Source organism: Rhizobium sp. CRRU65 (genome assembly GCF_048551595.1).
GTDB lineage: Bacteria > Pseudomonadota > Alphaproteobacteria > Rhizobiales > Rhizobiaceae > Rhizobium > Rhizobium leguminosarum_J.
Map to the genome: position 1 here is coordinate 1 of NZ_JBLYZH010000012.1, position 23895 is coordinate 23895.

The following is a 23895-nucleotide window of genomic DNA, read 5'->3' on the forward strand; positions in this document are numbered from 1 at the left end:
GACGCGGGCAAACCGCCCAAGGTCGCCATCGTCGCCGCCATGCGAAAGCTCATCATCATGATCAACACTATTCTTAAAAGACGAACCCCATGGAACCAGCCCCAACAACACGGTTGCTGAGGTGCCCCGCAGGGGCCTCGAAGGGCGAGGCGGGCATTCCGCGTCGGACAATGCAAGGAGCAGCGTTGCGGCGTGTCCTTCGAGGCTCCGGCCTTTGGCCTCCGCGCCTCAGGATGAGGGACGTCAGAGGGTGGCGCGCTGTTACGAGGCCGATGAGTTCGTGACCGTCATCCGCTCCCCTCACTCCCACACATATTCCCCACCAAGCATGACTCTGATACATCTCGCCAACGCCGCAATGCTTCGCGCTTAACCCAGAGATCACAATCACGATGATGCAATCCAAGCTGGCATCCCTGACTCTGAAGGGTTTTCTCGCGTTCGGCCTGTTTTTCGGTGTGCTTTTCTCAAGTTTGGCCGCATCGGCCCAGCAGGTGTCCCCCTCGCTGCCGTTGCTCTTCGATGCGCGCGAACGTCTTGCCAGGCCCGATCTCTCCTCGCTGGTGCGATTGCGCTTCCTGACGTCGGTCGATTTTCCGCCCTTCAATTTCACCGATCAGAACGGCAAGCTCTCCGGTTTCAATGTCGATCTCGCCCGCGAAATCTGCAGCGAGCTGGAAATATCGGACAAGTGCCAGATCCAGGCGATCCCCTTCGCCGACCTCAGGGATGCGCTCGCCGCCTCGCAGGGCGATGCCGTCATCGCCGGTTTTGCTGTGACGCCGGAACTCCGCCGGCAATTCGTCTTCTCCAGACCCTATCTGATGCTGCCGGCGCGCTTCGTGCGCAATCTCGCCGTGCCGCTCGACGGAAAGACGGCTTCCGCCCTTTCCAGCCACCCGGTCGGTGTCGTCAGGGGGACGGTGCACGAGGCGATGCTGGCCGCCTTTTTCCCCACGCTCAAGGCCGAGCCGTTCGACACAAAGGACGCCCTGCTGGCGGCGCTCAGAGACCGCAAGGTCGATGCCGCCTTCGCCGATGCGCTGCAGCTTTCCTTCTGGGTTTCTTCGCCGGCGTCAGCCAAATGCTGCGCGCTGTTCGACGGCCCCTATCTTTCCGAGCATTTCCTCGGCGAGGGCATGACGATCATGCTGCGGCAGAAGGACAGCGTGCTGACGTCAGCCATCGACCACGCACTCGCCACGCTGTCGCGCAACGGCCGCCTCCAGGAAATCTATCTGCGCTACTTTCCCTACGGGCTTTATTGAAGCCGCTAAAAGCACGGGACGCGTTTTAGCTTTTAGCCCTTGCGGAACCGGGCAATCGCGCTGCGCTCGATCGCCGCACAGGTGAGCTTGTCGAGGCCGAGCCGGTCCCGCAGCAGGCTGAGCAGCCGCAACTCCTCCGCCTTGACCGAGAGATCGGCGGATGCCACCTCGACGGCCAGCGCATAGGCCGTGTCGTAGAGCTTTGCGGGGAGGGTGTCGCGCACGGTTTCGAGAACGACGTCGAGACCTTCCGGACCTGCAAGCAGCGAGGCGCAGTCGCGCGCCACCGCAATCAGTTTGTCGTCATCGAAATCCCGGAAAACTGGCAGGAATCCGATCAACTGGCCGATCCTTTCCATTTCCCTGTCGTTCATCGTGCTGTCGACGGCGGATGCCATCACCATCACGTAGATCAGCGCATCATGGGCGGAAAGCGGCTTGTTCATCTCTGATTCCTTTTTCGATCAGCCGAGATTAGGAATTGGCGGCAGCCATTACAAGGGATCGGCCCGATCCGGGACTGTCCGATCGCTGTCATGACTGCCGGTTTAATGGCGGCGCGGGTCGTCGCCGTAAAGGCCTTTTCCTGCTTGCCTGGCCTTTTCGGCGGCCGCCGTAAGCGGCGAACCCACTGCTGCTTCCGCCCAGCCGTTTTCGGCGAGCCATGCGCCGAGATCCTCTGTGCCGAGCCGGCAGGCAGTCGTTACTGTGTCCTTCCATTCCACCGTCTCGAGATCGCAGCTGACGCTGCGGTTGCGCAACAACAGGCGCAGCGCCGTCTTCGCCATCATGCCGCAGGGCCATTGCCGGCCCGCCGGCCCGCATATCCTGTCGACCGGCGTCGGCACGATCCCGGCAAGCTGAAGCCGACGCTCGCCAAAGGAAAGCATGCCGGCATTGTCGACCATCGGCCGCGCCAGCTCCACCGCCTTTTTCGCGCTCGGACTCGCTGTTTGCCCGGCCGCCGTGTCGGCTTGTTGCGGTAGATCGGCCGGTCTGGATGTCACCCCGTCGCCTGGCGCCGGAGAGGGCGAAGCCGCCGGTTCCGTTGAGCGAGCGATCATTTCGGCACGGTCGTCCGAGATCGCCGCACCTTCGTCGGCGTCGGAGGCAGCATCCACCGCTGCGGTTGCCGTCTCCTCCGCGGACGCCGTCTCTTCGCCAGCCGTGCCGCCGCCAAGCCTTGCTTCGCCTGCCAGCAGCAGGCCGGTCACCACGACCATCCCCGTGATACCTGTGATGAAGGCGGCAGGGCGCATGGAATATCTTCCTATTGGCTGGCCCAGATGATGCGGGCGATCCAGTCGACGTCGGAAAGCTCGAGGGTGCGGTTGGGATGTTCGGGATTGAGAGACAGCAGCTCGATCGACCGCGGGCTCTGGCGCAGCAGCACCTTGGCCATCACCTCGCCCTCATTTGTGCGCACGACGACGCGGTCGTTGCGGCGCACCTGCGCCCCCGGCTCGACGATCAGCACGTCGCCGTCGCGATAAAACGGCATCATGCTCTCGCCCTGCACCTCCAGCGCATAGACGCCGGCCTTTTGCGACGGGGCGGCCGGAAATTCCACCACGTCCCAGCCCTGGCCGGCCGGAAAGCCGCCATCGTCGAAGAAACCGCCGGCGCCCGCCTGGGCGAAGCCGAGCAGCGGAATGGAGCCGCCTTGCGGCGGAAACGCGTTTTCCTGCTGCCCGGCCGGCTGCTTGGAAAGACCGGCGTCCGGCCGCATGAAAGCCATAAACTGTTCCATGCTCGCCCCTGTGGCGTCGAGCACCTTGGCGATCGATTCCGTCGAAGGCCAGCGCAGCCGCCCATCGGCGGAAAGCCGTTTCGATTTGTTGAAGGAGGTCGGGTCGAGGCCGGCGCGGCGCGCAAGTCCGGATGGCGTCAGCTCGTGCCGTTCGGCAAGCCTGTCGAGCGCTTCCCAGATCTGGTTGTGTGACAGCATGCGCGCGATTCCGTCGCGGCATTCAACGCCGCGCTTCAACCATGTCGAATATTAATCGACCGTGCCGTCTGAGTAAAGATGAAAGAGGAATAAAATCCTGTTTCCAAAGGGAAATGTATCGTTCAGGCGACCATCGCCATATTGATCTTGCCGAGCTGGATGACGGCCTGCGTCCGGCTGTCGACGTCCAGTTTCAACAGGATCGCCGAGACATGCGCCTTGATCGTCGCTTCGGAGACGCCGAGTTCGTAGGCGATCTGCTTGTTCAGCAGCCCTTCGCCAAGCATGGTCAGCACCCGGCTCTGCTGCGGCGTCAGCGTATGCAGGCGGTGGATCAGGTCGGCGACATCGGGATCCTGCTCCTGCCCGTCGCGATAGCTTTCCGGCGTGGCGATGTCGCCGGCAAGCACCGTCTGGATGCCGCGGCGAATGTCGTCGATACCGGAGGATTTCGAAATGAAACCGGAAGCGCCGAGCTCCAGCGCCCGGCGGATGGTCGTCGCGTCGTCGGTTGCCGAGACGATGACGATCGGCAGGCTGGCAAATTCGGAGCGCAATGCCATCAGGCCGGAAAAGCCGCTGACGCCGGGCATGGCGAGATCGAGCAGCATCAGATCGGCATCCGCATGGGCGCCGGCGGCCCGGCGCGCGGCAGCGAAATCGCCGGCCTCGACGATCGATTGCCGGCCTTCCATGCCGATCACCGCCTGGCGCAGTGCGTCACGGAAAAGCGGATGATCGTCCGCAATGATGATGGTCTGTTCGTGCATCGAAAACTCCCTCCCAAGAGCCCGATCATGCCTTGCATGCGACGCCATCCCTCCGCGTTGCATGCCGGCTTGCTCATATCGACTATATCAGATCAGGTCTTCTGCGGAAGGGGATTGGTGTTTTCCTCGGCCTGGAACTCCTTCACCATCCCCATGAAACTCTTCATCATCCGCTCCATGATGCTGATCGAACGGTCGACCTCGGCGTCGCTCGGCAGCGCGCGCTGGGCGACATTGCCCTGTTCGAGCGCCGTCACCCGCTTTGCCAACCGGTCGAGTTCGTCCTCATAGGCCGCCCGCTCGTCGGCTGCCATCCGGCAGACGAGGGCGCCGTCCTTGTCCTGGCAGATCGACATTGCCCCGGTCTGCCGGTCGAGCCGGACGAAATGATCGCCGCTCTTCTCCAGCTGGAAGCGGCCGGCATCGGCTTCGGCCGCCGCGGCCGCCAACGGCATGAGAAAAACGCCAAGCGTGATAACGAATGCCTTCATCGTCTCATCCTCCGGATTTTCTGGAGCAGGATGCCGAAAAGTGTGCGCGGTTTTCGGACGACATCATGCTCTAATTCTGTTCCAGCTGTCCCGTTTTTCGGCGCCGGGGCGTGGACATCGCCGCCTCTTTCCGGCAAAGCCCTGGTGACCAAGGAACAGCCCATCGTGAGGCCATGATGACCCTGACACCGACCCTTTACAAGATCGTGACGGAAACGCTCTGGCAGCAAGCCAGACAAACCGGCACTTTTCATGGCGCCGGCATCGATCTCCAGGACGGCTTCATCCATTTCTCGACGGCAGACCAGGTAAAGCAGACCGCCGCCCTGCATTTTGCCGGCCAGTCCGGCCTGCTGCTGATTGCCGTCGATGGTGGCGGCTTCAGTGACAAGCTGGTCTTCGAGCCCTCGCGCGGCGGCGATCTCTTCCCGCACCTCTACGCCGATCTGCCGCTTGCCGCCGTGCTCTGGGAGGCGCCGCTGCCGCTCGACGAAGCCGGCGCCCATGTCTTTCCGGAGCTGCAGCCATGATCGATCCCTTCAAGCGTCTCGCCCGCAAGGGTCTCTTCCTGTTCGATCCGGAAACGGCGCACGGCATGTCGATCGCCGCCTTGAAATCCGGTCTCGTGCCCGCCTGCCAGATCACCCCCGATCCGCGCCTGCGCCAGACCGTTGCCGGCCTTACCTTCGAAAATCCGCTCGGCATGGCCGCCGGCTACGACAAGAATGCCGAGGTGCCGGAGGCGCTGTTGAAGCTCGGTTTCGGCTTTACCGAGATCGGCACGGTGACGCCGAAGCCGCAATCCGGCAATCCGCGCCCGCGCATCTTTCGCCTGGTCGAGGATGAAGCCGTCATCAACCGCCTCGGCTTCAACAATGAAGGCCATGATGCTGCTTTCGGGCGCCTCGCCGCGCTAACGGGCGGGGGCATGATCGGCGTCAATATCGGCGCCAACAAGGACAGCGAGGATCGCATCGCCGATTATGTCGCCGGCATCCGCCGCTTTTATTCCGTCGCGCGCTATTTCACCGCCAACATCTCCTCCCCGAACACGCCTGGCCTGCGCGACCTGCAGGGGCGCGAAAGCCTTGCGGTGCTGTTGTCATCAGTGCTTGCGGCGCGTGACGAGATGGCGGCGACATCCGGCCGGAAGATCCCGGTCTTTCTGAAGATCGCGCCTGATCTGACCGAGGAAGGCATGGACGATATCGCCGCCGAGGCGCTTTCGCATGCGCTCGATGGCCTGATCGTCTCCAACACCACGCTGTCGCGCGACGGCCTTAGGGATCAGCGCCAGGCGAAGGAGGCGGGTGGCCTCTCCGGTGTGCCGCTTTTCGAAAAGTCGACGGCGGTGCTCGCCAGGATGCGCAAGCGCGTCGGCCCTGATCTGCCGATCATCGGCGTCGGCGGCGTCTCCTCGGCCGAGACCGCGCTGGAAAAGATCAGGGCGGGCGCCGATCTCGTCCAGCTCTATTCCTGCATGGTCTATGAGGGCCCCGGTTTGGCCGGCGATATCGTCCGCGGCCTGTCGAAACTCCTGGACCGCGAAAAGGCCGCCTCGATCCGCGAGCTGCGCGATAGCAGGGTCGATTACTGGGCAGGGCGAAAGGTCTGATCGGCCCGTCGCTTGACGAGCATCGCCAGGAAGAAGCCGCGGAAGAGCAGGAAGGCGTTCATCGCCAGCCACAGGCCATGATTGCCGAAGAGCGGCACAAAGATCGCGAGCATCAAGAGATAACCGGCAAAAGAGATCAGCATGCGGTTGCGCATGTCGGCCGACCACGTGGCGCCGATGAAGACCCCGTCCATCACGAAGGCGAGCGCGCCGGTCAGTCCGGTGACCGCCGCCCAGGGCAGATAGGTTTCGGCCGCCTGCCGCACATCGGGTGAGGTCGTCAGCACCGAGATCAGCCAGGGGCCGGCGAGGAAGAAGAAGGCGGAGCCGAGCGCCGCCAGCCCGAAGGACCACAAGGTCGTGAGCTTCAGCCCCCGGTCGAAGGCCAGCCGGTAATGCGCGCCGATCGCCCGGCCGATGATCTGTTCGGCGGCATTGGCAAGCCCGTCGAGGTAATAGCCTGATAGTAGGAAAAAATTCATCACCACGGCATTGGCGGCTAGCGTCACCGCGCCGAAGCTGGTGCCGATCCGCGTCATGATGGTGAAGGCGCCGATCAGCACGAAAGTGCGGATCAGGATGTCGCGGTTGAGCGCGAAAAGCTCGGCCAGCCGGTGGCGGGAAAAGACCTCGGACCATGCCGGTCGCGCTGCCTTGCCGAAGCCGCTGAGCACGATGAAAAGCCCGGCGAGCGCGCCGACGCTTTCGCCGGCCATGGTCCCCCAGGCGACCCCCGCCACGCCCCAATCGAGCGTCAGGCCGAGATAGATGGAAAGCAGGATGTTGATGCCGTTGATGATCGCCTGCAGCAGCAGCCCGATCTTGCCCTGTCCGCGCCCGAGCACGAAGCCGAGGATGGCATAATTCGCCAGTGCCGCGGGTGCTGCCAGCATGCGGATCGAAAAGTAGGTGCTGGTTGCCTCGGCGATCGCTCCTTCCGCCCCCATCAGCCTCAGCCCGCCGGTGATTAGCAGCGGTGAAAGACAGAGCAGCGCCAGTCCGCAGCCGAGCGCCGAAATCATCGCCCGGGAAAAGACCGCCTGCTGCTCGTGCTGGTCATGACGGCCATAGGCCTGCGCCGTCAGCCCGGTCGTCGAGGCGCGCAGGAAGTTGAAGCTGCCGAGGATCAGATCGAAGAGCATCGCGCCGATCGCCAGCCCGGCCAGCGCTTCCGCATTGCCCATGCGGCCAACGACGGCGGTGTTCGTCAGCCCGAGCAGCGGCGTCGTCATGAAGCCGAGCGTCATCGGAAGGGCGATCGACAGCACCATCCGGTGCGTCACGTCGAATGCGAGCGCGTTGCGATTGCTGCGTGTATCCATGCCGGCCTCGTCGCGACGGCACGACGCGTCGTTTCAGACGCGCAACCGACGCTGCATCACTTGAACTGCTGCCGGCGGAATCACCTCAGCTGGAAAGCACCATGGCCCAATAGGGCAGGTTCCTGGAAGATGTATTGTGGGCGACGGCGACGCCAAGGCCGCCATAACGTCCGAGCATGTTTTCCAGGTGATGCGGCGAGTTGATCCAGGCCGTCACCACGGCATCGACGCTCTGTTGGCCCGACGCGATGTTTTCGGCCGCCGGCAACCGCACGCCGCTCGCCTTGACGCGCGCGCCGAAACTGTCGGTCATACCCATGAGATGCGCCATTTTGCCCACACTCGCCATGCGTTTTGCCTGGAACAAGGCGGCAGTACTCGCCGCCGGATCGATGGTAAGTGGCGGCAGGCCGTTTTTGGCCCTGAGCCGGTTGACAAGCGGCAGCACGCTCGCCGTCTCGTCCTCGCCGTCCGACGGCGTGCCGGCCATCCGCGGGGTCGTGGTGCAGCCGGCGATGCCGGCGGCAAGCGCAAGTCCGGAAAGGCGCAGCAGGCCGCGCCTGGAAAGATCGATGGATGTCATGTTACCGGCGGTAGCTGAAAAGACGAAGGATGATGAAGAGCGGGATGACGATCGTTGCTCCGAGGAGGAGATAGTCGCCGACGCGCCCAAGCGCCGAGAAGCCGCGGTACCAGATCTCCAGGATGAAATCGCGTATGCCGTAGATGATGCCCCACGGCGTCAGGCCGAAGACGGTCATGACGAAACCGACGATCAGCGACACCACGATAAGCTTTATCAATGTACGGCCGATCGAATCACCGAGGAACCTGTTCGCCTGATCGGACATAAGCCATCTCCTGTTTGCCCTTGGAATAAGGTCGCGGCGCGGCGCCCGCAAGCCCTTTCCGGAATTGGCCGCTTCGCCTCTGAAATAGGACTTGAGTTTTTTTGTGGCCGCCGCCAAATGCGGGCCAATGGATGTCGCCCGGAAGTGTGCAGCGGTTCCGGGAAAACGACATGCATAAAACAAAGAGCTACAGGCCCATTGATGCAGCCCCACCAGCTTTCCTCAGGCGATGTCATCGCCGACCGCCGCGCCGATTATGCCCGGATGCTCGAAGAAGGCGGCGAGCCGGAAGCGGCCGCCGAGCTGATGGAGCAGGCCCTCGAGCTCGTGCCTGCCTGGGCCGCCGGCTGGTATCGCCTCGCCACCTACCTGGAAAAGGCGGGCAGGGGTGAAGCCGCGATCGAGGCCTATCGCAGGACGCTTGCTCTCGGTCCCGATGACATTTTCGGCGCCGCCCTCAAGCTCGCCCTTCTCGGTGATGGCGCCGTGCCTGACCGGCCGCCGAGCCGCTATGTCGAGCGCCTCTTCGACGACTATGCCGACCGTTTCGAATCAGCACTTGTCGAAAAGCTCGACTACAGCGTCCCGCAGAAACTGGCCGCGCTTATCGCCTCCACCGGCAGGCGCTACGAACGCGCCGTCGATCTCGGCTGCGGCACCGGCCTGCTCGGCCCGGAGATCCGGGCCAATGTCGACCGCCTCGAAGGCTTCGATCTCTCGCAGAACATGCTGGCGAAGGCCGCCGAGAAACATGTCTATGACAGTCTCGCCCAGGCCGATCTTTCGCTCGCCCCCGATCTCTCCGGCGTCTTTGCCGATGCCGCGCGCCATCGCGCCGACCTGGTGACGGCAGCCGATGTGCTGATGTATCTCGGCAATCTCGAGAGCGTCTTTGCCATCGTCGGAGAACTCGCTGCATCAGGCGCCGACATCGCCTTTTCCGTCGAGGATGCAGGTGAGGGCGACGGCTTTCACCTCGCTCCCTCTCTGCGCTACGCCCATTCGGAAAGCTATGTCAGGATGTTGCTTGCCCGTCACGGCTTCCAAATCCTCAAGACCGTGAAGTCGGTCATTCGCAAAGATGGCGGAAAACCGGTTTCCGGCATTCTGTTCCTTACGCAGAAGCCGGCGTGAGCGAACATTTCTTGCGATTTTTTAATAGGTCAGCATTGCTTACCTATTTCGCTTGATCGGAAGACCGAAAAACCCGATACTGCACCGCATCGGCAGAGAGCCCGGCAATATTACGCCGAGGCGCTCGTGCTCCTTTCATGATCCAAAATTCCGTCGCGCCCGGGTTTTCCCAAGCGCGTTCTTGAACTCGTCTGCCGTGGAGACTGGCGACATGACACAGCTCATCAATGCCCTTGGCTTCTGGAATACGACTGCGACGCGCCACACGCCGATCGAAGACGTGCAGGGCATATTCTCCGGCAGCCTCGTTGCCGCTCTCGGCCTCTACGTGCTCGCCAGCGCCGGCCTTCTCACTGGCAGCACGGCCGGCGTCGCTTTCCTCCTGCATTATGCCTTCGGCGTCAATTTCGGGCTTGCCTTCTTCCTGCTCAACCTGCCGTTCTTCTATCTCTCCTGGAAGCGCCTCGGCATGGCCTTCACCATCAAGACCTTCATCGCCATCGGCCTGACCTCGGTGATTGCCGACGTGCAGTCGCGCTTCCTGTCCATTTCGAGCATCCATCCAGCCTGGGCGGCCCTTCTCGGCGGCCTGCTGCTCGGCTTCGGCCTGCTGGCGCTCTATCGCCACCGCGCCAGCCTCGGCGGTGTCGGCATTCTCGGTATCTACCTGCAGGAGCGGTTCGGCATCCGCGCCGGCCTCGTCCAGCTCGCCATCGATATGTGCGTGCTCGCCGCCGCCTTCTTCGTCACCACGCCGCCTGTCGTCTTTTATTCGGTTCTCGGCGCCGTCGTCCTCAACCTCTTCGTCGCCATCAATCACCGCGCTGATCGCTACATCGCGCTTTAGTTTTACGCCTGTCGTTGTAGCAAAATCGCCGCACACTTTTGCGCGACATGCTCTAACATTACCAATCGGTAAGCCATTCTAAATAAAACGTAACTTGCCTGTCATCGGTCTTGGCGCGAAACTCATCTCGCGCCGGATTTGATGAGGTGAGTTATGTCAGATTTGGAAAAACTTGTCAGACGCCGTATGCAGGAAGAATACGCCAAGGGCGCTTCCGCAGAAGAAATTGCGAAAGTCGTCCGAGACCTATTCAATAGCGTCGACCTCTCTGGCAATCGGTTTGACGCCGTTGCCGTACGGGCCACCAGGGATCACGAGTGACCCGATATTCGACCGACCCGAGATTTTCGGGTCGGTTGCAAGGATGATTTCCTCTCAGCAGATATCTCAGGCGGCCTTCGCTGCTGCATCAATCGGATGCTGCGAGCGGAACCCGACGGCAAGCCGGTTCCAGATGTTGATCGCGCCGATCGCCACCGTGATCTTCATCATTTCTTCTTCGGAGAAATGCGCCTTCAGCGTCTCGTAGTCGGCATCGGGCGCCCCTGTTTTGGCGATATTGGTCACTGAATCCACCCAGCCGAGCAGCGCCCGTTCGCGGGCGTCATAGACAGGCGATTCCCGCCAGACGCACATCAGGTTGATCCATTGTTCGGAGAGTCCATCATGGCGGGCTTCTTTCACATGCATGTCGACGCAATAGGCACAGCCGTTGATCTGCGAGGCGCGCAGCTTGATCAGGTGGATGAAGCGGCGCTCCAGCCCGGAGGACTGGACATATTGCTCGAGCGCGGCGACTGCCTTGTAGGCATCGGGAGCGGCTTTGGCGAAATTGAAACGTGGTTGCATGCTCTTTCTCCTTTGTTATGGCTCAACGAGCCGTCTTGCGTTCATGGATTTCAAGGAAGGCGCAGCCCCTAGCTGCGATCGATCCGTCGTCGACGGCGGCAAGTTCGATGCCGATATCCGCCAGGCTCGTCTTGGCGAGTTCGGCGCGATAGACCCGTTCGGCTTTCAGCATCGCCGCGTTGATGGTGCAGGGCTGGGCGAACAAGCGATCGGAGACCGGGTTCGGTCCGCGCTGGCGGATTTCGGCACAGCGGAACGCCGGCGCAGACCCCTCGACCGCGAGCACGATGTCGAGCAGCGAAATCTCCTTCGGCGCTTTTGCCAGCCGATATCCGCCCTTCGGCCCCGGTACGGTATCGAGGATGCCGGCGCCCGACAGCGCCTGCAGATGCTTCAGCAGATAGCTCGTCGAGACGCCGTGGAATTCCGCCAGCGCGGCGGCCGAAAGCACGCCGCCTTCGGAGAGGCCGGAAAGCATCGCAACGCTGTGAATGGCCTGCTCGACCCCATCGCCCATCTTCATGCACATGGCCTCCTCAATTCGTGGATAAAAAATATCCATGATTATGTCAGCTGTCAAGAGGTGTCCTCTCTGCTGCCACTTGCCTATATCCTGACCGCGGATAGAAGACGGAAACGCCGACAGGGGAACAACATGGCATCCAACGCTTTCGCAGGCATTCTGAATTCCAGCGCCGACCGTCATTCGCTCTTCGACGACGCCCAGGGCATCGTTGCCGGCAGCATGCTCGCCGTGCTCGGCGTAACGCTTCTCTCCAGCGCCGGGCTGCTTGCCGGCGGCACGGCGGGCCTTGCCTTCCTCGCCCATTATGCGACGGGCTTCAGCTTCGGCCTCTGCTTCTTTGTCGTGAACTTGCCCTTCTATTATCTCGCCTTCCGCCGCTTGGGCCTCGCCTTCACCATCAAGACCTTCGCGGCCATCGCGCTGACCTCGGTCCTGTCGGAATTCATCTCGGGCTTTGTCAGCATGGCGCATGTCGATCCCATCGCCGGCGCGCTCTTCGGCGGCCTCGTCATCGGCGCCGGCATGCTGGCACTCTTCCGCCACCGCGCCAGCCTCGGCGGCATCGGCATTCTCGCCCTCTATATCCAGGATCGCTTCGGCTGGCGCGCCGGCTTCGTCCAACTCGGCTTCGACGGTATCATCCTGGCGCTCTCCTTCTTCGTCGCTAGCCCCTTCATCATCGCCTGCTCGGTGCTTGGCGCGATTGTTCTCAACCTGACGATTGCCATCAACCACCGCAAGGACCGCTATATCGCCATGTGAATTGCTAAAGCGCGTCGCGATCTTTCAGATTCGCTCCTCGCGCTTTAGCTCTTTATTTTTACGCATGTCGTTATCGCAAAACCGCTGCACACTTTTGCGCGACATGCTTTGGCCGCTCTTCTCTTTCCCCGGCGTTTCACTACTTTCAGGGCGTGGACCAGATCGATTCCGAAGCCCGTACCCTGCTTCCTGCCGCCTTTACCCGCTGGTTTGCGGAAAAGGGCTGGCGCCCGCGCGCCCATCAGCTGGAACTGCTCGCCCGCGCCGAGGCCGGCGAAAGCACGCTGCTGATTGCCCCGACCGGCGCCGGCAAGACGCTCGCCGGTTTCCTGCCCTCGCTCACCGATCTCACCCGCCGCGGCAAGATCCCGCCGGGCTCGGCCTTCACCGGCATCCACACGCTCTATGTCTCGCCGCTAAAGGCGCTTGCCATCGATATCGAACGCAACCTGATGAAGCCGGTCGAGGAGATGGGCCTGCCTGTCACCGTCGAAAACCGCACCGGCGACACGCCGAACGCCAAGCGCCAGCGCCAGAAGCTCAACCCGCCGGATATTCTGCTGACGACGCCGGAACAGGTCGCCCTGCTTCTGGCAAACCGGGAGGCCGAGCGGTTCTTCAAGGACCTGAAATATATCGTCCTCGACGAGCTGCATTCGCTGGTCACCTCCAAGCGCGGCCATATGCTTTCGCTCGGCCTAGCGCGTCTCCGCCGCCTTGCCCCCGGCCTCAAGACCATCGGCCTGTCGGCCACCGTCGCCGAGCCGATGGACCTGCAGAAATGGCTGGTCGGCCAGGAAGAGGGTGGCGAACATCATGCCGGCCTCGTCGTCGTCGAAGGCGGCGCCAAACCCGATATCTCGATCCTGTCGACCGAAGAACGCATTCCCTGGGCCGGCCATTCCGCCCGATATGCCATTCCCGATGTCTACAACAAGCTCGTCGAACATCGCACGACGCTGCTTTTCGTCAACACCCGCAGCCAGGCCGAAATGCTTTTCCAGGCGCTCTGGACGATCAATGACGACAACCTGCCGATCGCGCTCCATCACGGTTCGCTCGATGTCGCCCAGCGCCGCAAGGTCGAGGCGGCGATGGCCGAAAACCGGCTGCGCGCCGTCGTCGCCACCTCCACCCTCGATCTCGGCATCGACTGGGGCGATGTCGATCTAGTCATCCATGTCGGCGCGCCGAAGGGCGCCTCGCGTCTTGCCCAGCGCATCGGCCGCGCCAATCACCGCATGGACGAGCCCTCGAAGGCGATCCTCGTGCCGGCCAACCGTTTCGAGGTCATGGAGTGTCAGGCAGCCCTCGACGCCAATTATATCGGCGCACAGGACACCCCGCCGGTCGGGCGCGGCGCGCTCGACGTGCTCGCCCAGCATGTGCTCGGCATGGCCTGCGCCGAACCTTTCGACATGCTGGAACTCTACGATGAAATCATCAGCGCCTCGCCCTATGCCGATCTGAGCTGGGAGACCTTCGAGCGTATCGTCGATTTCGTTGCGACCGGCGGTTATGCGCTCCGCACCTATGAGCGCTACGCCCGTATCCGCAAGACTGCGGAGGGCCGCTGGCGCGTCTCCAACCCTGCAGTCGCCCAGCAATATCGCCTCAACCTCGGCACCATCGTCGAAAGCCCGATGCTGAATATCCGCATGGTCAAGCGCGGCGAGGGCGGCAGGATCGGCCGCGGCGGCGCGACACTGGGGAAGGTCGAGGAATATTTCCTCGAGCAGATGTCGCCGGGCGATACCTTCGTCTTCTCCGGCAAGGTGCTGCGCTTCGAGGGTATTCGCGAAAATGAGTGCTTGGCGTCGCAGGCCTTTTCGCTCGATCCGAAGATCCCCTCCTATAATGGCGGCAAATTTCCGCTGTCGACCTATCTCGCCGAGCAGGTGCGGGCGATGATCGCCGATCCCGACCGCTGGCGCCGCTTGCCGGATCAGGTGCGCGACTGGCTGTCGCTGCAGAACGACAAGTCGATGCTGCCGAAGCGCGACGAGTTCCTGATCGAAACCTTCCCGCGCGGCAGCCGCGGCTATATGGTCGTCTATCCCTTCGAAGGCCGTCTCGCCCACCAGACGCTCGGCATGCTGCTCACCCGCCGGCTGGAGCGGATAGGCGCCAAGCCCCTCGGTTTCGTCGCCACCGATTATTCCCTTGCCGTCTGGGGCCTCGAGGATATGGGCCTGATGATCCGCAATGGCCGGCTCAACCTCTCCGACCTCTTCGACGAGGACATGCTCGGCGACGATCTCGAAGCCTGGCTGGACGAATCCTTCCTGTTGAAGCGCACCTTCCGCAATTGCGCCGTGATTGCAGGCTTGATCGAGCGCCGCCATCCGGGCAAGGAAAAGAGCGGCCGCCAGATCACCGTCTCGGCCGATCTGATCTACGACGTGTTGCGCAGCCACGAACCGGATCACATCCTCCTGCAGGCGACGCGGCAGGATGCGGCGACGGGACTTTTGGATATTGGCCGTCTTGGCGATATGCTGAGACGAATCAGGGGCCACATCACCCACCGCGCCCTCGACCATATTTCCCCGCTCGCCGTGCCGGTGATGCTGGAAATCGGACGCGAGGCGGTGCCGGGCGAGGCCCATGATACACTGCTCGCCGAAGCGGCGGACGATCTGATCGCCGAAGCGCTCGCTTGACGAGAATTGGGCCTGACTGACGTATTTGGGAATAGGAGAAGTGATGAACCGCCTGGCGCTCGCGCGCGACATTTCAGGACTGGCCGCGATACCAGGCATCGAGACATCGGTCCATGGCATTGCCGCCGTCTGCGATCCGCTCGGCGCCCTCTATCTGCCCGATGCCGGCCTGCTCGTCGTCTCCGACCTGCATCTGGAAAAGGGCGCAGCCTTCGCCCGCCGCGGCATGATGCTGCCGCCTTACGATACGCTGGCAACGCTGACCGTCCTTGCCGCCGTCATCTCGCGTTATGATCCGAAGCTCGTCATCTCGCTCGGCGACAATTTCCACGACCGCATCGGTTCCAAGCACCTGCCGGAGAATTTTCGCGTTCTGATCGTCGAGATGGCGCGCGGCCGCGAATGGATCTGGATCAATGGCAACCATGATCCGGATGGCATCGTCGACCTGCCGGGCACATCTGCCGACGAGATGTATTATGCCGGCCTGACCTTTCGGCACGAGCCGAAGAACGGCTTGCAAAGCGGCGAGATCGCCGGCCACCTGCACCCGTCGGCGACGGTCCGCCGCCGCGAGAAATCCGTCCGCCGCCCGTGCTTTGCCACCGACGGCGCCCGCCTGCTGATGCCGGCCTTCGGCCTCATGAGCGGCGGTCTGGATCTCGGCCATCAGGCGATGAAGGGCCTGTTCGACAAGGCTTTGCTGGTGGCGCATCTGCTGGGGCGGGATCGGATTTATTCGGTCAGATATGGGAACTTGAGGGGGTAGTGCCCTCCATATTTGGACGGCACCACCTAAACTCAATCGCACTCCTGCAGCTGCCGCTGATACGTCCCTGCCATCCGCGCAAACTTCTGCGCCGTCTGCTGCAACTGCCCGTTCGAGCGCCAGTCGCCGCGTTTGTATCCCGTCGGCCCGGAATAATAGGCGAGATAGAGATTATAGGCATCGTTCAGCGGAATGCCAGTCTCCACGCTGTTCTGATAGTGATACCAGCCAATGAAATCGATCGCGTCGGCGAAGTTCGCCCGCCGCGCGGTCCAGTTGCCGGTCTGCGACTGATAGTGATCCCAAGTCCCGTCGAGCGCCTGAGAATAACCGTAGGCGGTCGAAGGCCGGGTCCAGGGAATGAAGCCGAACAGCTTGGTGCGCGGTGGCCGCGCATAGGGCTGGAAGCCGGATTCGGTATACATCGTCGCCATCAGGATCGGCACGGGCACGCCGTATTTCTTCTCCGTCCGCTCGGCGGCACTCTGCCAGCTGGAGAAAAGCCCGTCGCGCTCGTCGAAGACGGCACAGATGTTCCTCGTCTGCTTCGGCGCCGTCGCGCAGCCGGCAAGCAGCGCGAGACCCACGGCCGTCAGAACGATACGAGTACGCATGACAAAACCTCTCGTTTCCGAGAGATTACTAACTCGTAAATGTTAAAAACCGGTTTTTAGTCGAATGCGAACTTCCGCGGCTGCCTCCTTGTGTGGCCAGGGATGGATACCCTGGCCTGACCACCGGGCCGGCATCGCATCAAAATCCCTACGCCTTGACGGGCTCGTAGCGCAGGATCACCGCGCCGCCCTCCGTTGTCGAGGATTCGATGAGCTTCAGCGGCAGCTGGCCCTCTGCCTGTTTGAAAAGCGGATTGCCGCCGCCGAGGATCACCGGCACCAGGCAAACCCTGACTTCGTCGATAAGCCCCGCTTTCAGCAGGCTATCGGCAAGCTCGGCGCTGCCGAAGATCAAGATCGTCTTGCCATCCTCCTGCTTCAGCCTGGTCAATTCGGGGATCGGATCGCTCACGACGCGGGCATTGTTCCAGCCGGGCTCGCTCATCGTCCGCGACACGGCGATCTTGGCGATGCCGTTCATATAGGTTTTGATCTCACCTTCGCCCTCGGCGGTCGGCCAGTAGGAGGCCATGCCCTCATAGGTCTTGCGGCCGAAGACCAGCAGATCGCTTTCCCTACCGAACTGTTCGGCATAGCGCTGCAATTCGGGCCCCCAGGCGAGATTGTGGAAGTCGATATCCCACGGCTTCGTGCCTTCGAAATAACCATCGAGCGTCATCAGGTTCCAGACGATAAGCTTTCTCATTTCCATCCTCCTTCTGAATTGCCGTCCATTAAAACTGGTTGCGTTTAACAACTGGTTGAAATTTAAGTCGACTGATAGCGAAATGCAAGCGGTTTTTTTGAAGCAGAACATTCGGGCAAGCAGCTGCTGCCGCGGGCCTTCGCGCTCAGCGTCTTGCCGAGCCTAGTTTCGGGAAGAAATCCTGAGCGCCTTGGCTGTGGATCAGTCCTTGCGGAAGATCAGGCTGGCACCCCAGCCGGTGATCACGGCGAGCAGCACGGCCGCAAAGCCGTAGAGGATCGGCTGATCATGCGCCGCATCGGTGATCGTCTGCTCGATGCCGGTCTTGATGACCCGCAGCGGCAGCGATTTCTCGGTCACGAAAAGGCCGCTCTTGAACAGATAGGCGCGCACACTGTGCACCCCGTTCGGAATGTTTGCCGGCAGGCGCAGGCTCGCCTTGAAGAGGTTGGAGGAAACGAACCGCACGCCGCTCGGGTTGCGGTCATAAAGCCCGCCGCCCTGCTGCAGCCGCCGGAAGGCCTCGCGGAACTCGCCGAGATTGCTGCCGTCGCCGACGAAGCCGACCGGCGTAAGCGGAATGTGGTCGATGCCGATCCCCTGATCGGTCAGGTCAAGCGGCGTCACGATGTCGTCGATCATGCGCGAGCTCGACATCGAATAGGAATGCGGTACCGCTTCGAAGGTCATCGAGCGGGTGTTCACCCAGATGCCGAAGACGCGTTCCTTCTTGCGCACCGTCGCATCCTCGCGCGGGCCTTCCAGCACCACGACCACATCATATTGGCCGACGGCGAGCAGTAGCTGGTCGGTGTTCGAGAGCGCTCCGAAGATGGTCAAATCCGCGCCGTGGAAATCCGAGGTGATGGCGATTTCGCTGGTCGACGTGCCGATTTCCAGCCCTTCACGCACCGCCTCCGTTGCCTGCCCCGGCAGCCACTGCGCTCCGGCCACCGCCGGTAGCAGACAAAGCAACGCGATGACGAAAACAAGCAGGCGCATCAGTTGCCCGCTCCCATCACCACCGAATAGACATCGGCCGGCGTCACCACCAGCGCGATCGCAAGACGCACGCCGACGGCGAGCACCAGCAGGCCGAGCAGCGCGCGCAGCTGTTCGCCGCGCAGTTTTTGGCCGACGCGCACGCCGTATTGTGCCCCGATGACACCCGCTACCATCAGGATGAAGGCAAGCACGATGTCGACGGAGAAGTTCGTCGCCGCCTGCACGATCGTCGTATAGGCGGTCACGAAGATGATCTGGAACAGCGAGGTGCCGACGACCACATTGGTCGGGATGCGCAGCAGGTAGATCATCGCCGGCACCATGATGAAGCCGCCGCCGACACCCATGATCGAGGTGAGGATGCCGATTGCAAAGCCGAGTGCGACGATCGGAATGACGCTGAGATAGATCTTCGATTTCTTGAAACGCACCTTCAGCGGCAGCTTGTGCACCCAGTGCTGGTGGCCGGGCTTGCGCGGTGCGGGCGGCTCGTTGCGCGCTGCTCGCCGCATGGCATTGATGCTTTCGAGCAGCATCAGTCCGCCGACTGTGCCGAGGAAGACGACATACATCAGCGAGATGATCAGATCGAGCTGGCCGATGGCGCGCAGCAGCGAGAAGATCCAGATGCCGACCGTAGCACCCGTAAGGCCGCCGACCAGCAGCACCGTGCCGAGCTTGACGTCGAGCGAGCCGCGCCGGAAATGCGTGATCGCGCCCGATATCGACGACGCCACAACCTGGTTGGCGCCGGTCGCGACCGCGACGACCGGGGGAATGTTGTAGAAGATCAATAGCGGCGTGATCAGAAAGCCGCCGCCGACGCCGAACATTCCAGACAGGAATCCGACGGCCGCCCCCATGCCGAGAATGATGAAAATGTTCACCGACAATTCTGCGATGGGCAGATAGATTGTCACAGCCGACCCCGAATGATGACCGCTCCTGCCGGGCGGTTTCTTGTCACGTCCCCGTTCGAATGCGCACCATACTGTGAAATCGTTGCCAGAGGCTTTCGATCGGCCCCATGATTAGCCATAGAGATTGGCGGAGAGATCGGTGGCAGAGGATTCGCCGAATGCGCGGATCGATATGTCCGGCATAATCCGGCTTTTTTCAGGTTTTGTGACAGGCTGCGGCAAAATTGGAAAAAGCCTTGCGGCATAGTGCCGCCAGGCGTTTTTCATTGCCCGGAAGAAAGGGTCGAGACGATCCCGCGTCGATGCGACGCGCCTCAGATCGCTTTGCCGGCCTGCTTGTTGCGTTCGAGCAGCGCCTTCACGGTCGCATCGGTCACCTTGCCGTCCGGCTCCTGGCCGACCGACTTCTGGAAGTTCTTGATCGCGGTCACGGTCTTCGCGCCCATTTCGCCGTCCGGCACGCCGGCGTCGAAGCCGTTATTGTTGAGGATCGCCTGGATGTTGCGGACCGCCTTCTTCATGTCGACGCTCGCCGTCTTCGCGCCGGTGCCTGCCCATTCGTCGGGAATGTCGATGGCGTTCGTGCGGTGGTCGACCGGCTCCGGTTTCCAGAGATCGACCTTGGCGCGCGCCCGTTCGAGCTGGTCGGGTTTCATGGCTTTGGCCACTTCGTCGCGCTTCTGCGCCGCATCCTTGTCGCCGCCCTTGGCGGCGATCGCAAACCACTTGTAGGACTCTTCGAGATCCGCCGGGACTCCGTTGCCGCGGGCGCAGAGGATGGCCAGGTTGAACTGGCTGTCGGTGATGCCGAGGTTCGCTGCCTTGGTGAACCACGAGGCGGCCGTCGCATAATCCTGTTGGCCAAGCGCGCCGGAGGCGTAGAGCACGGCGAGATTGTGCATGGCGCTGGCATTGCCCTGGTTAGCCGCCTGTTCGTAGAAGCCCTTCGCCTTGGTGATGTCGCGTTCGACGCCGTTGCCCTTCTCGTACATGCTGCCGAGCCGGTATTCGGCCGGCGCAAAGCCCTTGTCGGCCGAAAGCTGGTACCAGCCTGCGGCCTGCTTCTGATCGACCGCCATGCCGTTGCGGCCGTCCGAATAACGCGCGCCGATCTCGAACAGCGCCAGCGTATCGCCGCTGCTCGCCGCATCGGCAAGCGATTTCGGCTGGACGGTGTCGGGAATGGTGATGGCCGGTGCGGGTGCCGCCGCAGCCGGGGCGTTCGGAACGAAGCCCGATGTCTCCTGTGCCGCGCCGGACGGAGCGGGAGGGGCAAGGGTCGCTGCCCCTTCGCCGTCAAGCGGTGTCATATCGGTCAGATGGTCGCCGCCGGCCGGTGGGGTTGCTTCCGGCTGCGCCTGTTCGGCAGCGGGCGGGACAGCTTCGGCTGCCGGAGCGGTCGTTCCGAGAGCGGCGGCATCCGGCTGGGCAGGTGTCGCCTCAGGCAAGGCCGGCGCCGGGTTTTCCGCAGCACCCGTCAGCGCCGAGACTTCGGCTGGCGGCTGCGGCGCGCGCTCGCCGCTCGTCAGCGTTCGGGCAAGCGGAAAGGCCATGATCGCGAGCAGCACGGCGCCGACGGCCAGCAGGATCGGCCGCCGGTAGCGCGAAAAGGCGCTGGTCTTGCCCGTCTTGTCGGAAGCCTTGCCGGCCTTGTCGGCGTTTGCGCCCTTCTTCTCGGCCTTGACGGCTGCCTGTTTCGGATTGGCATCCACCTCCATCGCGGCCGCCTGCGCCGCACGGCGCGCAGCAGCGATATAATCGGCGCGATCGGTTTCGCCGGCAGGCTTGCCGCGTGCCGCACTCTGGCTGGCGCGAACCCGTTCAAGGATCTTCTTCACGTCAGGTGCGCCCGAGCCCGGCTCGAGCAATTCGTTTGCCGCATCCGTCGGCACCACGTCGGTGGGATCGATCGACGGCGCGGGGTCGATCATCGGCCGTTCGGTCGCCCGGCTCTCGGCTTTCTTGCCGGGCAGCAGCCGCTTGCCGAGGCTGGCGAGCAGGCTGGCCTTCGCCGGGGCCTGTGTCCGTGCCGCTGTCGCAGCCTCCGTCGTCCTGGTCGCGGCTTCGATGGCGATCGCGCTCGTTCCGCTCATGGCGTTGGTTTGTGCCGGGGCGGTGGCTTGTGCCGGGGCGGCAGGTTCGGCGGCGACCTCGGCCGTGCGAATAACAGGAGAAGCCTTCGCTGTCGGGGCAGCGGCCGGCGTCCTGTTCATCTCCGCTTCGGCCACCATCAGGGCATAGGGATCGACATCGAAATCGACGTCGGCGACCGGCATCTGGGCGAGCGGCCGGCCGCGATCTTCCATGCCGTCGAGGCGATCGGCGATATGCACCAGCGTCTCGTGCAGCGCCTGGAAAGTCTTGTGTGTGCGTTCCTCGCTATCGCGGCTGAGATCCTCGAGGTGGCGCAGATCCTCGGCCAGCGCCGTCAGCGCCGACATGTCGGCGGCCGGCATGACACCCTGCGGGCCGCCATGACGCGAATAGGCTTCGACCACGGCCTCTGCCGCCTGGCGTGCGGCCTCGATGATATATTCGTCGCTCGTCGCCATATAGTCTTCGATCGCGCCCATGCGCTGGTCGAATTCGGGGGGTATTACAGCGCTCTCGCGCGGCGCGCTCATCAGCGCCGACAGATTGGCGATCTGGTCTTCGAGGTTCTTCAGCGCGTGCGGATCGGTCGGAGGTGCCGATGTGCTCTCTTCGAGCCGGGCGGCAATGTCGCTCAGCCGTCCTTCGAGACGCTGGAAGGCGCTGTCGTCGACTACCGCGGCCGGTGCCGGCGCCTGCTGCTGATGGGCCATCTCGTCGATACGCCGGGCAAGATGGTCGAGCCGCTGCGCCAGCACGTCGTTGACGGCGCCGTTCTCAAGCGCGTCGATCTTGCGGGAAATGTCGGAAAGCGTGCCGGTGAGGTCGGCCTGCGGCGCCGTCTCCTGCGTGCGCTCCAGCAGATAGGAGAGATGTTCCAGCCGTTCGTCGAGCCGCGACGTCGCTTCCGCCTTCGTCATCTCCTCGACGCGTCCCGTCAGCGCCTCCAGCCGCATCGCCAGCTCGTCGGCCGGGTTCACGCGGCTGGCCGCATCATGGCTCATCAGGTCGATCTGATCGGCCAGCGCCTCCAGCCGATTTTCCAGCCGCTGCATCAGGCCCGGATCATTCGTGGTGGCCGTGCGCCCGCTTGCCGCGATTGCCCGGCTGATCTCGTCGAGCCGCATATCCATGGCGGCGAACTGTTCGGACATCACCCGGTCGTGCGGCTGGATCATATTGCCGAAATGCTCCATCGCCGTGGCGATCGAGATCAGCTTGTCTTCCAGCGCCCGAACGGCCGGGCTCTCGCCCATGCCGCCGATATGGCGCTTGATGTCGTCGAGCCGATAGGCGAGCGAAACGAGCTCTTCCTGCAGCCCCTCGGTATCGAGCGCCGCAAGCCGGTTTTCGAAACCGTCCCAGCGGTTTTCCATATGGCGCAGCGAATCCTCGCGCGCCAGCCCGTCCATCAGCGAGCGCAGCTCTTCGAAATCCTCGCGAAGGCCGGTGGCCTCCGGTGCGACGGAGCGGCCGGTCAGTTGGGTGATGCTCTGGGCAAGGCGGCCCATATCGGCGCGCATGTCGTCGGCGAAACGGCCGTCTCCGGCATTTGTTTTGATTTCGCGCAGCTCGGCGCGCAACGCGTTCATCTCGCGGGTGACGCCCTCGGAAATGTCGCGCTTCAGGTCCTGCCGCAGGTTGACGAGCGCCTGGGCGATCTCCGTCATCGTGTCGTTGCCGGCGCGCAAGGCCGGCGCCGGCACTGGGGCAGCGGCGCGAGGCGCAGGTTCACGAAGCTGCGGGGCCTGTTCGCGTGCATAAGGCCGCTCGCGGCTAGCTTCAAGCGCGCGCTGGCGTTGACGGATTTCGGCGAGCGGATCCGGCCGCGGCTCGGGCGGGGCCTTTGCGGGCCGGGGAGCATGGGAAGCGGCATAAGGATCGCGCTCGGCCGCTGCCGTGCGCGGCCGCTGTTCGCGCCCGCTGCCCATCAGCCCTTCGATGCGCGCCTCCAGCCCTTCGATCGTGCGGTTCAGCGCATCGAGCGAGGTCCTGTCGGACTGTCGGGAAGGATTTGATCGCGATCCGTTCATCTTCTTGCTCGCTTCGACTGCTCGACCCCTCGTCAGAGCTCGATCTTTGGCTTTTCGTCTGCTGCCCGCTTTACGCGGACCTGAGCGCACCATTCATAAGACGATAGTCAATTAGACTTTCCTCAAGCTGAACGATGTAGCGGCATCCTAAGGGAACGCGAGACTGGGAAAAGGAATGCGGATCGCTACTGCTCAATCCGCACCTTTCACGAAACGTGGTAAACAAGCCGTTAATGTCGATGGGAATTTTTTAACGTTTGTGTTCAAAACGCCGTTTTTGGCGGCAATTGCCCCCGGACGCGTCACATCGAATGGCGACGCTGCGCTCAGGCGGGCCTGGGATATTGCAGCTCGATTTTCACGCCTTCGGGGCCATAGACGAAGACCTGGCCGAGATCGGTGTCGGGAATATCGTAATATTCGTAGCGATAGCCGGTCGCCTTGATGCGTTCCAGCGCCGGCTCGAATTCGTAAAGGCTGAAGGCGACGTGGTTGAAGATGCCGGGCGGAAAATCGGTGCTGCGTGATGTCAGGCTGAGATGAATGACCGGGCACTCGTCGAGATAGAGCCAATGGCCGGGCGAGGCGAAGGGTGGCCGATAGCCTTCCCTGACGCCGAGCAAGGTTTCCAGAAAACCGATCATGACGGGGGCATCACGGGTTTCGATGGTGACGTGGTCCAGGCGCGGCATTGGTGTCCTCCCAGCCAGC

Annotated in this window: 24 protein-coding genes and 1 pseudogene; 9 read left to right on the forward strand and 16 right to left on the reverse strand. The window is 62.8% G+C overall.

From position 1 onward, the window contains the following. Positions 1–120: pseudogene (locus ACM5SV_RS22665) on the forward strand (IS110 family transposase); the annotation flags it as partial. 272 nt (positions 121–392) lie between these two features. After that, positions 393–1268: a transporter substrate-binding domain-containing protein gene (locus ACM5SV_RS22670; protein ID WP_012755942.1), complete on the forward strand. Its 876-nt coding sequence runs from the start codon at positions 393–395 to the stop codon at positions 1266–1268. A 32-nt stretch (positions 1269–1300) separates the two neighbouring features. Here ACM5SV_RS22670 and ACM5SV_RS22675 read toward each other — a convergent pair whose 3' ends face one another. From ACM5SV_RS22675 to ACM5SV_RS22695, 5 genes are all read right to left on the reverse strand, one after another. Then, entirely contained in the window at positions 1301–1714 is a 414-nt protein-coding gene (locus tag ACM5SV_RS22675) for a tellurite resistance TerB family protein (RefSeq protein ID WP_012755943.1), read from the reverse strand. 102 nt (positions 1715–1816) lie between these two features. Next, the gene (locus ACM5SV_RS22680) at positions 1817–2527 is read right to left on the reverse strand and encodes a thermonuclease family protein (protein WP_128439623.1); all 711 of its coding nucleotides are present in this window, start codon (positions 2525–2527) and stop codon (positions 1817–1819) included. 11 nt (positions 2528–2538) lie between these two features. After that, positions 2539–3216 (reverse strand): S24 family peptidase, encoded by a 678-nt coding sequence (locus ACM5SV_RS22685; RefSeq protein WP_128439622.1) that lies wholly within the window; start codon positions 3214–3216, stop codon positions 2539–2541. A gap of 122 nt (positions 3217–3338) precedes the next feature. Next, a complete protein-coding gene (locus ACM5SV_RS22690) occupies positions 3339–3986 on the reverse strand; it encodes a response regulator (protein ID WP_012755946.1) in 648 nt (215 codons plus the stop codon). A gap of 92 nt (positions 3987–4078) precedes the next feature. Then, entirely contained in the window at positions 4079–4477 is a 399-nt protein-coding gene (locus tag ACM5SV_RS22695) for a hypothetical protein (RefSeq protein WP_113547958.1), read from the reverse strand. Positions 4478–4653: 176 nt separating this feature from the next. Between ACM5SV_RS22695 and ACM5SV_RS22700 the strand changes: the two genes are divergently transcribed. After that, a complete protein-coding gene (locus tag ACM5SV_RS22700) occupies positions 4654–5007 on the forward strand; it encodes a DUF952 domain-containing protein (protein WP_012755948.1) in 354 nt (117 codons plus the stop codon). Beyond that, positions 5004–6092 (forward strand): quinone-dependent dihydroorotate dehydrogenase, encoded by a 1089-nt coding sequence (locus tag ACM5SV_RS22705; RefSeq protein ID WP_017992851.1) that lies wholly within the window; start codon positions 5004–5006, stop codon positions 6090–6092. The genes ACM5SV_RS22700 and ACM5SV_RS22705 overlap by 4 nt, the downstream gene beginning before the upstream one ends. Here the strand turns inward: ACM5SV_RS22705 and ACM5SV_RS22710 are convergent. The 3 genes from ACM5SV_RS22710 to ACM5SV_RS22720 all read right to left on the reverse strand — a co-directional run bounded on the left by ACM5SV_RS22710 (position 6068) and on the right by ACM5SV_RS22720 (position 8265). Next, complete coding sequence (locus ACM5SV_RS22710) at positions 6068–7414, reverse strand: MATE family efflux transporter (protein WP_017992852.1); 1347 nt, start codon at positions 7412–7414, stop codon at positions 6068–6070. The two genes, ACM5SV_RS22705 and ACM5SV_RS22710, sit on opposite strands and share 25 nt — an antisense overlap. An 85-nt stretch (positions 7415–7499) precedes the next feature. Continuing rightward, complete coding sequence (locus ACM5SV_RS22715) at positions 7500–7997, reverse strand: CAP domain-containing protein (protein ID WP_128408215.1); 498 nt, start codon at positions 7995–7997, stop codon at positions 7500–7502. A gap of 1 nt (position 7998) precedes the next feature. After that, a complete protein-coding gene (locus ACM5SV_RS22720; protein ID WP_003545236.1) occupies positions 7999–8265 on the reverse strand; it encodes a DUF6460 domain-containing protein in 267 nt (88 codons plus the stop codon). A 201-nt stretch (positions 8266–8466) separates the two neighbouring features. Between ACM5SV_RS22720 and ACM5SV_RS22725 the strand changes: the two genes are divergently transcribed. Next, positions 8467–9399, forward strand: coding sequence for a class I SAM-dependent DNA methyltransferase (locus ACM5SV_RS22725; RefSeq protein ID WP_128408214.1), 933 nt, complete (start codon positions 8467–8469; stop codon positions 9397–9399). Between the two features lie 211 nt (positions 9400–9610). Then, positions 9611–10246, forward strand: coding sequence for a YitT family protein (locus ACM5SV_RS22730; protein ID WP_012755954.1), 636 nt, complete (start codon positions 9611–9613; stop codon positions 10244–10246). Between the two features lie 387 nt (positions 10247–10633). On the opposite strand, the gene ACM5SV_RS22735 is transcribed toward ACM5SV_RS22730, so the two are convergent. After that, on the reverse strand, positions 10634–11095 hold the full coding sequence (locus tag ACM5SV_RS22735) for a carboxymuconolactone decarboxylase family protein (protein ID WP_017992858.1): 462 nt from the start codon (positions 11093–11095) through the stop codon (positions 10634–10636). Between the two features lie 22 nt (positions 11096–11117). Then, complete coding sequence (locus ACM5SV_RS22740) at positions 11118–11618, reverse strand: RrF2 family transcriptional regulator (RefSeq protein WP_003545245.1); 501 nt, start codon at positions 11616–11618, stop codon at positions 11118–11120. A 132-nt stretch (positions 11619–11750) separates the two neighbouring features. On the opposite strand from ACM5SV_RS22740, the gene ACM5SV_RS22745 reads away from it, so the two are divergent. The 3 genes from ACM5SV_RS22745 to pdeM all read left to right on the forward strand — a co-directional run bounded on the left by ACM5SV_RS22745 (position 11751) and on the right by pdeM (position 15815). Beyond that, positions 11751–12383, forward strand: coding sequence for a YitT family protein (locus ACM5SV_RS22745; protein WP_128439621.1), 633 nt, complete (start codon positions 11751–11753; stop codon positions 12381–12383). 152 nt (positions 12384–12535) lie between these two features. After that, positions 12536–15046, forward strand: coding sequence for a ligase-associated DNA damage response DEXH box helicase (locus tag ACM5SV_RS22750; RefSeq protein ID WP_128439620.1), 2511 nt, complete (start codon positions 12536–12538; stop codon positions 15044–15046). 43 nt (positions 15047–15089) lie between these two features. Continuing rightward, entirely contained in the window at positions 15090–15815 is a 726-nt protein-coding gene (gene pdeM / locus ACM5SV_RS22755; protein ID WP_032996226.1) for a ligase-associated DNA damage response endonuclease PdeM, read from the forward strand. Positions 15816–15847: 32 nt separating this feature from the next. Here the strand turns inward: pdeM and ACM5SV_RS22760 are convergent, their stop codons facing one another. The 6 genes from ACM5SV_RS22760 to ACM5SV_RS22785 all read right to left on the reverse strand — a co-directional run bounded on the left by ACM5SV_RS22760 (position 15848) and on the right by ACM5SV_RS22785 (position 23876). After that, positions 15848–16429 carry a transglycosylase SLT domain-containing protein gene (locus ACM5SV_RS22760; RefSeq protein WP_003545252.1) on the reverse strand — a complete coding sequence of 194 codons (582 nt, stop codon included), beginning with the start codon at positions 16427–16429 and terminating at the stop codon, positions 15848–15850. A gap of 148 nt (positions 16430–16577) precedes the next feature. Next, positions 16578–17135, reverse strand: coding sequence for a dihydrofolate reductase family protein (locus ACM5SV_RS22765; RefSeq protein ID WP_012755961.1), 558 nt, complete (start codon positions 17133–17135; stop codon positions 16578–16580). Positions 17136–17336: 201 nt separating this feature from the next. Continuing rightward, positions 17337–18137, reverse strand: a complete 801-nt coding sequence (locus ACM5SV_RS22770) for a TIGR02186 family protein (protein WP_128408057.1) — start codon at positions 18135–18137, stop codon at positions 17337–17339. Further along, complete coding sequence (locus ACM5SV_RS22775; protein WP_003556284.1) at positions 18137–19060, reverse strand: sulfite exporter TauE/SafE family protein; 924 nt, start codon at positions 19058–19060, stop codon at positions 18137–18139. The genes ACM5SV_RS22770 and ACM5SV_RS22775 overlap by 1 nt, the downstream gene beginning before the upstream one ends. Before the next feature lie 314 nt (positions 19061–19374). Further along, complete coding sequence (locus ACM5SV_RS22780) at positions 19375–23184, reverse strand: peptidoglycan-binding protein (protein WP_222016342.1); 3810 nt, start codon at positions 23182–23184, stop codon at positions 19375–19377. 326 nt (positions 23185–23510) lie between these two features. Then, positions 23511–23876: a VOC family protein gene (locus ACM5SV_RS22785; RefSeq protein ID WP_012755964.1), complete on the reverse strand. Its 366-nt coding sequence runs from the start codon at positions 23874–23876 to the stop codon at positions 23511–23513. Positions 23877–23895 lie beyond the last annotated feature (19 nt).